Here is a 12,810-nt window from a genome sequence, read left to right on the forward strand (position 1 = left end):
GCGGCATCAGCTTTTACATATTGATTTATTAAGCTGCGGCTTGATAGATAACAGTTTATGTCTGGCGGCCATAGCGATGCGGCCCCACCTGATCCCATCTCGAACTCAGAAGTGAAACGCATTAGCGGCGATGGTAGTATGGGGTTTCCCCATGCGAGAGTAGCACACTGCCAGACTCCCATTTAGAATGAAGCCACCTATATCGGGTGGCTTTTTTCGTTTCTGCGCTGTAGAAAAATCAACTGTAGTCGAAATCGCATTTTAAAGCTTGTTAACGAACTAGACGCCTAGGTGTCATACTTCCCTGTAGCTCAGCCCAGCCCGACATCCATGTCGGTCGTTCAAACGGCTGGAGCGGTGCTCCAGAGAGCCCCGTTTTCACCCATCAAGGGCATTCGACTCTAGTGCTTTGCATGAAAGCTGAAGAACAACCCATCCCTGGTGTTGCGCACCAGCCACGCCATCCATGGCGTGTCGTTCAGTCGGGCAAAGCTGCGCTTCGCAAAAGCCTCCGCCTTCACCCCCATGCGAGACAACGCGGTTGGCGGAAGACACCGCCAGACTCCCATTTAGAAAAAGGGCTATCCGTAAGGTTAGCCCTTTTTTGCATGTGTAAGAAATATTATTGCAAGGTTGATACGGCATCAACGGATAGCCCTTTTCCTAAGCGCTGTCGCGCAAAGCCACCCCGCATAGAGAAACCAAATCCATCAAGGGCATTCGACTCTAGTGCTTTGCATGAGAGCTGAAGAACAACCCATCCCTGGTGTTGCGCACCAGCCACCAGGCCATCCATGGCGTGTCGTTCAGTCGGGCAAAGCTGCGCTTCGCAAAAGCCTCCGACTTCACCCCCATGCGAGAGTAGCACACCGCCAGACGCCCATTACACGAAAAGCCCTGACCAAAAAACGGTCAGGGCTTTTTCGTATATGCGCTTCGCGCAAAGCGAATCAGCAATAAACCTCCAGGGAAGTATCAAATACGGTATAGACACGTCCATGATGAAGCATTCCCCGCGACAAAGTGTCAGGTTTGAGCTCTATGCTAGGTGTAGGGATGCTAAATACTGGCTATCGCGTTTCTTATATATGTATTCAGTTCTTTTTTGCCGTTTAAATTAAATTCTATGACTAAATCTTGAGTCGATTTAAATTGTATTAAGGCAGCTACAAGGATTTCAGTTTCCTTGGTAAGGGTATTAGCGCTATTTACTTTAGTTAGTTTGTTCAAAACGTATTTTGCTAATAACTGAGAGAAAGGCATGTAAGGAGAGCTAGATGCAATAAATTGCCCAACCCGATACCGAGTACGCGTACAGCTCTCTTCTGGCTGGCAGTACGTTAACAGGTTCGCGAGCAAAGATGTATCCATGCTTCTGTGATAACGGGAAGCGTGGTAAATAAGTTCTTCACCAAATTGCAGTGATAGTTTATTTAATAGGGTAGAAGTAGTCGGACTTAAGGATTTACCCACAATCAGACTAACTTCGCCGCTTGAAGCGTCTCTCTTAAAGCCAAGCTTTAAAGGAACGTAGTCACTATGCCCCCAGAATTTTAGTAAATTTGTGGTTGCTCCAAATGAACTTGTGATTAACGGTATGTCATGTTCAATCGCGGATGATTCGACGAACTTTAACAATGTGCTTGCGATGCTTGTGCGTCTATAGTCTTGGCTAACCGCTATTCGTACAATCCGCCATTGCTCATACGTTACGAATTTGTCATCTGCGGTATGTAAGGCCAAGTTTTGGGAGACTAAATGACCATTTACCCTTCTATGACCTAGCCGTATTTCTTGTGATATATCTGCTAGGGCGCTTCCTCCCTCTAAACAAATTAACGCAACGCCGATGACATCCTCGTTGAGTGTACAAACATACACTCGTTGTTCAGGGGCGTCGAGTAATCTGAATAAGTCATCAGGACTCGTTTGATAATGCGCGCTGATAAGCAAAGAGAATATTTTTGACAATAGTTCTGGGGAGTCAACCAGTCGCTTCTTAGATACTTCTTGGCACTTAAATTCGTTTAACCTCATGGGGGAGGTTTCCCGGTTTTCAGGTATCTTATTCTGCCCAGTAACTTTGCTTTGTGGCTGGGCGTGTGAACTTGAATTGGAGTCTTGCATGATAAAAACAGTAAACCAAAAATGCTCTAAACAGTCATTTACATACCAACGTATCGGCGTGCTAAGAGTTAGGCTTTTCCAACCTTTGTGCGCAGTTTCTAAGTATGGCTTGAAACGTAATTCAAATCCTCTACCTGCGCCCTCGTATCCATGGACAGTTGAGCTTAAAACAACCCTAGGATATGTATCTAAAAGTGTTTTTAAAATAGGGGGGGGGATTGCAGCAGCTTCATCAACAAATAGTAGGTCTGCGTGGTAACACCCCGACACCAATGCGTCAGGTGCTACAAATTCTAAACTCCCATTCTTATTCGAGGTGCTTCGTTCTGGCGCGGTGGCAAATGCAAATACTTGTTCGACATTATGCTTAATCGGGGCAGTAATAAGGATCCTTTTTTCTTGCTCTAACATTAAAGCTCGTGCAGCCCGACCAAGCGCCGAGGACTTGCCTCGACCTCTATCTGCAGTGACCACCAAGGGGCGATTTCTGTGTCCAGACGCAGCTTTGATAATGCTACTAACAACCTTATCTTGCTCTAAAGTCGCGCTATCTAGTTGTCGATTAAGGTGCTCTGGCGCAATGACTGCATTGTGTCCACGAAACGAAGATGGGGTAATAACAACCGTGTTCTGATCTTTTTCAATTATCGATATCAAACGGTTGATAAACCGACTTGGCTCCAAGTATTGAGCATAGCCGTATGAGTAACGTTTTTTGGAAAGGGGATCGGTATATTGAGACCAGCTTTTCAGCTCAGGGCAAATTAAAATCATTAACCCATTCGCTTTGATAGTGCCGCTATAGGCCATAAGTGCATTTGCACTTAACCCCGAGTAACAGTTATAGATAAGAGTGTTATATTCTCTGCCTAAGTGTTGACGATAATCTACGCTATTAACCTCTTGATAAGTACTAGGGGCATCACCTACCCACAGATGCTTACTCGCAAGAGACTCGACATTAATAAGTAAGTTTTCAGCCTGCTTTTCAGCCCACTCTTTAGCACCGCTCACAATCACCAATTGGCGGTGAAAAACATGGCTTTTCCGCTGTTTAACCCAATCTTCTATTTTAAAGTGTAAATCCACGCTGATATTATCTGTACAATAAACTCGAAATTATCGCCAGTTTAAGCAATGTTACCAAGGAATACGAATGCGCTTTTTATCAAGACGATTAGTGATGCCCAATGATCTTAATTATGCCAACTCATTGTTCGGGGGCAGGGCACTGGAGTGGATAGATGAAGAGTCTGCGATATACGCAATTTGTCAGCTAGAAACGAATCAATTAGTCACTAAACACATTGGTGAAATCAGCTTTGAATCACCAGCGTTACAAGGTGACGTAGTGGAGTTTGGGCTAGAAACCAAGAAGGTGGGCCGTACTTCAATTACGGTTACTTGCTTGGTGAGAAATAAAGAAACAAAGAAAACGATCTGCTTAGCAGACGACATTGTATTTGTTCGTGTTGATCGTGAAACGCGCTTACCCGTCGCCCACGGTAAAACGTTTGATGAGCTGCAAGAACGAGCAAGGTTAGAAATGAAGGGACTGACTTAATGGATTTAGGTTCTTTCTATCGTGTTGCCGAGCTTCCGCGATTTACCGGAAAAATTTGGCTTGCGTTTGCTATAAGTTTTATCTCGATAAATAGTTGTGCCGTAGCGGGGCAATCAGATTATTCAATTATTGAAAGTCATTCTTTACCGAGTGAATTAGAAGAAAGCTCGGCATTGTATTGTGCCGGTAAAGATCAAATTTACAGTATTAATGATTCCGGCAATGCGCCTATTATTTTTCAACTAAGTGATGACGGCGATATTTTGTCTCTGCGCAGCCCAGACAATGTCAAAAATAAAGATTGGGAAGCCCTGACTGCAGATGACAAATTTTTCTATGTGGGTGATATAGGCAACAATCGAGGGACACGGAAAAATGTATTTATATACAAGTTACCCCGAAATGAAATGGATAAAGCGAAAACCAAAAAACTTAGTGTGTCTTACGAAGGGAATAATCACAAAGCAAACGAGTCGCTTAATCATGACTTTGATGCAGAGGCGTTAGTCGCTGTGGGTGATGACTTAGTCTTATTTTCAAAAAGCTGGCGTACCGATGTTCTCAACGTGTATCTGGTAGATAAAAATGAAAGTAAACAAAAACTCAGCGCTCACATCTCAGTAAAAGGCATTCCAGGTGTGATCACCGGTGCGGATTACGACAAAATGAACGAGCGGTATGTCTTGGTTGGTTATCCTTCGAAACGCGTAGGCTTTGGTGATCCATTTATAGTGCTACTAGATAAAAATTTCACATTAATTGAAACCATACCGTTACCAGGGTACGGGCAGGTAGAAGGTGTGTGCGCTCATCCATCTGGGCAAATTTGGTTTACTCAAGAATCTTCAATTTTTAGCAGTAGTAAATTAGTTAAGTTAAAACTAGCGAGTCATAAAGCGACCTAACGTCATGTTTATGCGAATAATCAGCGCTTGCGCTGGATGACAGTATTGCTACACTGTCGCCGTTAACACTGTCGAGATTCATTTTGTTAACTACCAAGGGGTGCCGAAAGGCTGAGATTTGTCTCTTAAGAGATATGACCCTTACACCTGATCCGGATAATACCGGCGTAGGAATGGTTATTTCGTTCGCATTTCAAAAATGTAAACATCTCCCATTTATCTGCCGCAAAGCCGGATCTTTTCAACCTTTACTGAAGAGATCCCAATGAAGTTTTGTTCTACCTTACTTGCTCTATCCATAGCATCAAGTTTCGCCAGCCACGCTGATGAGTCCAAAGACATTGAACGTATTACTGTTAGCTCAGATTTTCGCCAGCAAGCGTTAATGTTCATCCCTGCAAGCGCAACCATATTAAGCGATTCACAAATTGAAGCTCGCCAAGCGCAACACCTTGAAGATATTTTAAATGTTGGCGCCAATATCAACTTTGCCAGTGGTGCATCTCGCGGGCGATTCATTCAAATTCGCGGTATCGGTGAGCGCAGCCAATTTTCAGAGCCAAGTAACCCATCTGTTGGATTTCTAGTGGATGACTTTGACTTCTCTGGTATTGCAGGTGTGGGCACCTTGTTTGATGTGGAACAAGTTGAAATTTTGCGCGGCCCACAAGCGACCGAGTTTGGGGCAAGTGCCATGGCCGGGGTTATTAAGGTTAAAACCGTTGATGCCGGACCGGATCAAAGCGGTAAATTATCATTTTCACTTGCCGAGCAAAATACATGGAGTGTAGGCGGCGCTTACGGCAATGCCATAACGGATAATCTATTCTATCGTGTGGCGGTTCAACAGTTTAAGAGTGATGGTTTTGTACAGAATACTTTTTTAAATCGTGACGACACCGATAACCTAGATGAATTTACCTCAAGAGTAAAACTGAAATATCTGCCTGCAGATTGGTTGACCTTCGACCTTAATTATCAATATTTCGATATAGATAACGGTTATGACGCGTTTTCTCTGGAAAATACTCGAGAATCACGTGCTGATGAACCGGGTTTCGACCGCCAAAAAACTCATGCCCTAGGCCTAAAAACGGAAATAAACACCGAGCTTACGGATGTTTTTGTTATTTTGAGTCAATCAGATTCAGATATGGGCTACAGCTACGATGAAGATTGGACATACGTCGGCTTTCATCCTGACGAGTATTCTTCCGTAGACAGCTATTTCAGAGAGCGCGATACAGATAACGTTGACATACGCTTTTTATCAAACGACAACTCAACTTTATTCAATGGCTCAACTCAATGGTTATTTGGCCTGTATTCGAAATCCATGGATGAGAGTTTACTGCGCCAATACACCTATGCAGACGGTGACTTTACAAGTCGTTATCAACAAGACAACCTCGCCGTATATTCGCAAGTCGATACCGAACTGTCTGACACCCTTAGTTTACGCTTGGGCCTTCGCGCCGATCGTTTTGAAATAGACTACAGCGATATAAGCGGTTTCACCCAAAGCAATGATAAAACGTTGATCGGCGGTAAAGCCGTGCTTGATTATAGTATCGATAGCGCCTCTGTTTATGCCAGCGTATCAAGGGGCTACAAAGCCGCTGGCTTTAATCCAGATGAGCGGGTCAGCTCGGACAAGCGTATTTATCAACCTGAGTACAATTGGAACTACGAAATTGGGGTAAAGGGCAACTTTATCAATTACGACGCCTTTATTCGCATGGCAGTTTTCTACATGGACCGTGAAGACACCCAAGTCAGTGATTATGATGTACAAACTCGTGAAGACGGTAGCGCCACATTCATTGACATCATAGGTAATGCTGATACAGGCACTAACTGGGGTTATGAATTAGAGTCAGGCTGGCAAGTAAACGACAGTGTATATTTGCACGCTAATTTCGGTTGGCTTGATGCCACTTTTGAAGATTATACCCTAGCCGATGGCTCGGTTGTTGATAAGCAAGACCAAGCCCAAGCACCAAACTACACCTTCAATATTGGCGCCAATGTGCAGTTGTCTGAGCAAGTCAGTTGGACGATAGACGCAGATGGTAAGGACGAATACCGCTTTTCTGACGGTCACGACGAAAAGTCACCATCTTATGTGTTGGTCAATACCGCGATGCGTTTTGATGTACAAGACTGGTCGTGTTCTGTGTGGGTAAAAAATGTGTTTGACCGAACTTACTACGTCCGTGGTTTTGGTGGATTCAACAATGACCCACGAGAAGGTTACGCCACTCCGGAGCCTTATTATCAACTGGGAGATGGCCGTCAAGTGGGCATCAGTGCTCAATACAACTTTTAGCAAGAGGAGCTAATAATGAAATTAGTCGCAGAGATTTCAATGTACCCGTTAAACGAACAGTACCTTGAGCCGATCCAAACTTTTATCGACCGCTTGAATGAATACGGTCACTTGAAGGTAGTCACCAGTGCTACCAGTACTTTAGTGAGCGGGGACTATTTGGCAACCATGCAAGTACTCGCTAAAGAAATGCAGCGCAGTCATCAGGAAGTCGGGCAGGCAATATTTGTATGCAAGTTCTTAAATGGTGACAAAATGAGCAGCGATGTGTAATGCAAGGCTTAATCGAGCTGTTCAATAATATTGCTCAGCAGTTTGTTGCACTACCTTGGCTAGAAGCAACGGCTTGGTTAGAAGCAACGGCGGTAATACTCGCTGTTGCTTATGTGTGGCTAGCAGCGAGAGAAAATATCTGGTGCTGGCCTTGTGCACTGGTAAGCACTGGCATTTATACTTGGTTATTTTGGGAAGTTTCGTTGCTGTTTCATACCTTACTGAACGCCTATTACTTGTTAATGGCGGTATATGGTTGGCAACAATGGAAGCAGCGTGAAGATGACGAGATCCCCATTCAAAGCTGGTCTATTCAAAAGCACCTGGTGCGATTAGTGTTATTAACGTGTATCGCGTTTGGTCTGACCGTTTTTGCTAGTATGTGGTTGGACTCTCAATACCTTTACCTAGATGCTTTTATCACAGTATTCAGTGTTTACACCACTATGATGGTCGCGCACAAAGTGTTAGAAAACTGGCTTTATTGGATTGTGATCAATAGCTTTGCCTGTTACTTGTATTTCGCGAAAGAGATGTATCTAACGGGGGCACTCTTTATTTTTTATGTGTTATTTGCGGTATATGGTTATATCAATTGGCGCCAACAGCATGTAGGTAGGCCTTATGCCCCATCGGCATCAGCTTAACTCAGCTGTATTGGCTGAGCTAACAAGTCTAGCGCTCTGCCGAGATGGATTTAGCGTAAAGCCAGTTCAAAAGGCCGGGGCGGTTAATACAAGTTATTGTTTAACCACTCCTTCTGGTCGATTTTTTATGAAAATGTTCGAATCTGATCAGGTAAATCAACTTGATCGTCAACAGCTATTCGATATTCAAAAAGCGGTCTGGCAGAAAGGGATGGCCTGTGAGCCGGTCTACCTGTCAACGGCCGCTGGTTTTCAATTAGATGCTTGGGTACAAAGTCATACTTTGGAAAACAGCACTCTGAGCGAAGACATTAAAGCGTGTCAGTTGGCTGATGCATTGCATCGCATTCATAGCTTAGATATTGAAGGGCATAGACTGAATTTACCTGCACAGTGGGCAGGCTATCTATCACAATTGCCGCAGCAACAATATTGGAAAGAGCACGAGGAAGCGCAGGGGTTAGCGAGCATTTGGTCTGCTACACCGCCCCATGATTTAGTTTTTTGCCATAATGATTTGTCGTTTCAGCATGTCACAACAGAACAATCTAACCTGATATTCGATTGGGAATATTGCGCGTTATCAAATCGTTACTTTGACTTAGCGGCTTGCATCGAAGTCAATAATCTCAATTTTGAGGTTCAAACTTATTTGCTATCAAGATATGCACAAAATACGCAGTTACCACTGCCGTTAGTATTACAAAAGACCACTGAAATGCTTCCGTTAGTTAATCTAACTAGTCGCCTTTGGTACGCTGTAGCAAAGAAAATAACCGCTTCACAATGTCATACTGCCGATAAAATAAGCGGTTGAACCTAAACCTGATATTTTAGCTATAAAAGCACTTTACCTTTTACCCTTGTTACGTATAATTCAGCCCCTCAGTAGGGGTGTAGTTCCAATTGGTAGAACAGCGGTCTCCAAAACCGATGGCTGGGGGTTCGAATCCCTCCACCCCTGCCAATTTTTCAGCTTCACTCTTCAGTCATATTCCCCATGAATTAAAAATAACTTTTTACCCGATTGGAGGGTGAGAAGCCCCATGGGGTTTGACAAATTGTCAGGAACAATTTGTACCGCGCAGCGCCGTTTACGGTCAGGTACAGGGAAGTACGTGAGTACATCCCTCCACCCCTGCCAATTTTTCAGATCCACTCTTCAGTCATATCCCCCATGTATTTAGAATACCCTATTTGCTCTATTCCAGAGTGAGAAGCCCTATAGCGTCTGACAAATTTCCTACACCTTATTGTTAGCCACATCTCAAACGACCTAGACTTATGGATTTATCCCGCTGAGAGATGAGAAGTACAATGGGATTTGATAAATTGCTACTAATTAACGACTGGCGCCCGCCTTCTTTTAAGATATCGTGATAATCTATGCCCATGAATACTAAAACAACACATACACTGACTTTGTATCAACAAGCTGTTCTTGGCGAGATGGGCATTGTTGCCTGGTACCCTCAGGGCTCAGAGCCTAAAACTAGCCAGCTAAGCTCGCAAGATTCAATTCGTTCAGATATCGACCCTGCAAAAACTAATGACAGCAAAAAGACCAGCCCAGTACCTGATGCGATAAAGCGCCTTAAAACTCAATCCGGCGCAACTTCAGCAACAGCATCGACATTAGATAAAAAAATAGTGCCGAACAGTTTCGTTCTAGGTGTGGGACTAGCCGAATTGCCTGAAAAATTCTTGAATGATATTTTATCTAGCATTGGTATTTCAAAAGAAAATTACGAGCAGATAGCGGATGCTCAGTGTACTCAGTACGACGGGTATCCATTCGCGTGGCAGGTTGGTGATGACGTGATGTTAGAGGGGAGATTACTAACAACCCCTGCATACGGAAACGGTTTCTCATCTTCTACTAAAAAACAGCTGTGGGCGACGTTATCTGGTTTCAAGCACAATAATGACTGATTTAATTCAGCTCAATCAAGATAACTACCGATGTGCCTATGCCATCCATTGCCAAGGGCACACTCACCCTTGGTCTGAACCTGTGTTTGCTGATTGCTTGACCGATAATTATCAAGCCTATGCGTTACTGCAAGACGACATGTATGCAGGCTTGTATGTTGGATTATTTGTGGTTGATGAAGCCACTTTGATGGATATAGCTGTTGGTGAAGCGTTTCGCGGTCGAGGGCTAAGTAAGGTGTTGATGTCACATTTTTTAGCATTGTGCGTAAATAAACACATGCATTGCGTTTGGTTAGAAGTTAGGGCATCTAATGTTGCCGCAATAGGCTTATATCAAGCATATGGTTTCGAGCAAATTGAGTGTCGTAAAGACTATTATGAAACGCAGGATGGACGAGAAGACGCGTTGATGATGAAGTTAGTACTGGGTGACTAAAGCTAAACGACATTGATAATCGATGAAGCCCTTGCGGGCTTCACATCGAAAACATTATCTACGAGCTGAAGAAATGTTTAACTGTTGAGTAGGATCTTGACGTTCGATCGCTAGCTTAACAAACTTAGATGAGTTGTAGTTACAACCTACGCACATGGCAATGAACTGATTCATGCTAGGGCTACCAATTTCTTTTTCCCAGTTTTCATAGGTTTTACGTGTTTTAACGTTAGCAAGCTTTGCCATTTTAACCGTGGTTAAGCCAGCGTCTTGTCTCATTTTTCTTAGATCTGCACCTGTGATATACATGCTTTTATTCCTCATAATTTTATTGAAACTACAACAGAGCTAAAACAGCATATAAAAAAACTCTGTTTTTCTATTGTCAGGCGCAGTGTATGCCAACAAATGTGGATTGGATTCCACAAGGTGAATTAATTTCACATTATTTGAGGGGGCTATGGGCAGAATCGTTACCAGCGATTTATACACGCGTGTGGAAAGTTAAGCCTCACAGAGTGAGGCTTAATCTACTTGATAAACTGATATGTCGTTAGTTTGCTTAGCTTATATCTTTGTTTTATTTGGCTAAGTGTTAGGCAAGAACAGGCGGCTTACTTTTACCTGTATTCATAGCAATAACGGGCGGCTTCATTTTACTGCTGGTCATGGCGACGACAGGCGGTTTCATTTTACCGCTCACCATAGCAATGACAGGTGGTTTCATTTTACCGCTCACCATAGCAATGACTGGTGGTTTCATTTTACCGCTCACCATAGCAATGACAGGCGGTTTCATTTTACCGCTCACCATAGCAACGACAAGTGGCTTCATTTTGCTGCTGGTCATGGCGATAACTGGTGGTTTCATTTTACCGCTCACCATAGCAACGACAGGTGGCTTCATTTTGCTGCTGGTCATGGCGATAACTGGTGGTTTCATTTTACCGCTCACCATAGCAACGACAGGTGGCTTCATTTTGCTGCTGGTCATGGCGATAACTGGTGGTTTCATTTTACCGCTCACCATAGCAACGACAGGTGGCTTCATTTTGCTGCTGGTCATGGCGATAACTGGTGGTTTCATTTTATCGCTCACCATAGCAACGACAGGTGGCTTCATTTTGCTGCTGGTCATGGCGATAACTGGTGGTTTCATTTTACCGCTCACCATAGCAACGACAGGTGATTTCATTTTAACGCTGATCATAGCATTTATAGGTGAGTTGTTTGCTAACTCATCTAGAATTAATGAAAAGTTACGAACGGTATTAATTGGTATTTGGGGATTATAGTTAATGTATTCATTTTTATTATCAAAAGAGCTATTAGCAACAACTGAAAAAAGTGAAAAACCAACGGCCAAAATAATTTTTTTCATCTGAACTTCCTCGACTTGTCTTAATTAAAGCGAATATTCGCGAATAAGATTATGTCGTTTTTCTTAGCAGATGTGGAGTTTTAGGCTTTCAATAATCTTGGTAGCAGGAGTTTATAACTTTCTTGGAAAGTTACCCATATCGCTAATATTGAAATTACCTGCATTATATAGGGGGTTACGGAATAAAAAACGAGCACGTGGGGGGAGTTAGTTAGGTGCCGAATTAAATATTCTAAAACAACGGCTACCTGTAAAATAAGAGATAACCCGTATAAGCGAAATATTGTCCAATCTAAATTTATTGACTTAGAACGTAAATTAAACCAGTTCTCGGTAATACTAACTCTTGAAAATATCAAATTTCTAGCAATTAGAGTGACGATTATTAGTGCTATATTCCAGTAAATTTCTGGTGGGGGGTATGAAGAAGCAAACCAGTAAATCTCAGTAGTTGATATTATCAGGGTAACAATTAGTAGTAATTTTGCAGCCCAATCATGCCTCAAGTAATACGATATCCCTAGACTAAATGAATAGAGTAAGAGTTTAGTCTCAATATTGCCGTTTATAAAAAACCAGACTGCTTCGTCGAGTGCACGTAGTAAAAAAATAATTGTGATCACACCGAGCACATTTATATCTTTGCGACAAATTAACGCAGTGAATACCAAAACTCCTATAAATAGAAGATCAAATAAAACTGCGTCATTAAACGTTAAAATACCTGCGGCGATAAAAAGCCCTCCAAAGAGGGCCGTAATTAGTTTAGGTAAGTACGCGCGCAATAGCATTAGGTATGATTGAAACCGAAATAATCCATAACAGTAGAAAAGAAAGATTCACGGGTTTGCTCTGATGCTTTTTGCCTGCACACTGCCCACCACTTACTAATTACCTCAACACCTATGCTATTCATGGTTTCAGGCTTTTCGTTTTCGATGGCCGACACAGTTTCCCGACTTATACCGACTCGTAACGCGAGTTCGCCTTGCGTGTATCCAGCTTCTTTGCGAAGTGATTTGAGTTGTACACCGCTGAACTTCTTTCTACGTGACATAGTAAGTTGGCTTCCTTCCTAAACATGATTTAATCGTACATTTAGTGGTTTTAGGGCTAAAAAGTTACCCTTCTTTGTTCGAATATAAGGCAATGCTAGTAACTTGTAAATGACTTTTAACAAACATTTTTAATCAATCGATAATTAAATTTTGTA

General features: G+C 42.8%; 13 protein-coding genes, 1 tRNA gene, 1 rRNA gene and 1 riboswitch. Of the genes, 10 read left to right on the forward strand and 5 right to left on the reverse strand.

Annotated features, from left to right (window positions below; translation table 11 throughout):
- The first annotated feature begins 60 nt into the window (after positions 1-60).
- Positions 61-176 (forward strand): 5S ribosomal RNA (rrf, locus tag PATL_RS06850).
- A 446-nt stretch (positions 177-622) separates the two neighbouring features.
- Here rrf and PATL_RS22650 read toward each other — a convergent pair.
- Together PATL_RS22650 and PATL_RS06860 are read right to left on the reverse strand one after the other, a co-directional pair.
- Complete coding sequence (locus tag PATL_RS22650) at positions 623-868, reverse strand: hypothetical protein (RefSeq protein ID WP_157043399.1); 246 nt, start codon at positions 866-868, stop codon at positions 623-625.
- A gap of 191 nt (positions 869-1,059) precedes the next feature.
- Positions 1,060-3,216, reverse strand: coding sequence for a tRNA(Met) cytidine acetyltransferase TmcA (locus tag PATL_RS06860; protein ID WP_011574188.1), 2,157 nt, complete (start codon positions 3,214-3,216; stop codon positions 1,060-1,062).
- Between the two features lie 67 nt (positions 3,217-3,283).
- On the opposite strand from PATL_RS06860, the gene PATL_RS06865 reads away from it, so the two are divergent.
- From PATL_RS06865 to rimI, 9 genes are all read left to right on the forward strand, one after another.
- On the forward strand, positions 3,284-3,691 hold the full coding sequence (locus PATL_RS06865; RefSeq protein ID WP_011574189.1) for an acyl-CoA thioesterase: 408 nt from the start codon (positions 3,284-3,286) through the stop codon (positions 3,689-3,691).
- Positions 3,691-4,596, forward strand: coding sequence for a hypothetical protein (locus PATL_RS06870; protein WP_011574190.1), 906 nt, complete (start codon positions 3,691-3,693; stop codon positions 4,594-4,596). Before PATL_RS06865 ends, PATL_RS06870 begins: the two co-directional genes overlap by 1 nt.
- A gap of 86 nt (positions 4,597-4,682) precedes the next feature.
- Positions 4,683-4,787: riboswitch (TPP riboswitch) on the forward strand.
- A gap of 74 nt (positions 4,788-4,861) precedes the next feature.
- Entirely contained in the window at positions 4,862-6,925 is a 2,064-nt protein-coding gene (locus PATL_RS06875) for a TonB-dependent receptor (protein WP_011574191.1), read from the forward strand.
- Positions 6,926-6,940: 15 nt separating this feature from the next.
- Positions 6,941-7,198: a hypothetical protein gene (locus PATL_RS06880; protein WP_011574192.1), complete on the forward strand. Its 258-nt coding sequence runs from the start codon at positions 6,941-6,943 to the stop codon at positions 7,196-7,198.
- Positions 7,198-7,845, forward strand: a complete 648-nt coding sequence (pnuC, locus tag PATL_RS06885; protein ID WP_011574193.1) for a nicotinamide riboside transporter PnuC — start codon at positions 7,198-7,200, stop codon at positions 7,843-7,845. The genes PATL_RS06880 and pnuC overlap by 1 nt, the downstream gene beginning before the upstream one ends.
- Entirely contained in the window at positions 7,823-8,662 is an 840-nt protein-coding gene (locus PATL_RS06890; RefSeq protein ID WP_011574194.1) for a choline/ethanolamine kinase family protein, read from the forward strand. Before pnuC ends, PATL_RS06890 begins: the two co-directional genes overlap by 23 nt.
- Positions 8,663-8,735: 73 nt before the next feature.
- Positions 8,736-8,812, forward strand: a tRNA-Trp gene (locus tag PATL_RS06895).
- Positions 8,813-9,237: 425 nt separating this feature from the next.
- Positions 9,238-9,777 (forward strand): hypothetical protein, encoded by a 540-nt coding sequence (locus tag PATL_RS06900; RefSeq protein WP_041714297.1) that lies wholly within the window; start codon positions 9,238-9,240, stop codon positions 9,775-9,777.
- A complete protein-coding gene (gene rimI, locus PATL_RS06905) occupies positions 9,770-10,216 on the forward strand; it encodes a ribosomal protein S18-alanine N-acetyltransferase (protein ID WP_011574196.1) in 447 nt (148 codons plus the stop codon). Before PATL_RS06900 ends, rimI begins: the two co-directional genes overlap by 8 nt.
- A 54-nt stretch (positions 10,217-10,270) precedes the next feature.
- Here rimI and PATL_RS06910 read toward each other — a convergent pair whose 3' ends face one another.
- From PATL_RS06910 to PATL_RS06925, 3 genes are all read right to left on the reverse strand, one after another.
- A complete protein-coding gene (locus tag PATL_RS06910) occupies positions 10,271-10,525 on the reverse strand; it encodes a helix-turn-helix domain-containing protein (RefSeq protein WP_006993853.1) in 255 nt (84 codons plus the stop codon).
- A 286-nt stretch (positions 10,526-10,811) separates the two neighbouring features.
- Positions 10,812-11,597, reverse strand: coding sequence for a hypothetical protein (locus tag PATL_RS06915; RefSeq protein ID WP_011574197.1), 786 nt, complete (start codon positions 11,595-11,597; stop codon positions 10,812-10,814).
- Between the two features lie 790 nt (positions 11,598-12,387).
- Positions 12,388-12,654, reverse strand: a complete 267-nt coding sequence (locus PATL_RS06925; RefSeq protein WP_006992269.1) for a helix-turn-helix transcriptional regulator — start codon at positions 12,652-12,654, stop codon at positions 12,388-12,390.
- Positions 12,655-12,810 lie beyond the last annotated feature (156 nt).

This window comes from Paraglaciecola sp. T6c, assembly GCF_000014225.1.
GTDB lineage: Bacteria > Pseudomonadota > Gammaproteobacteria > Enterobacterales > Alteromonadaceae > Paraglaciecola > Paraglaciecola atlantica_A.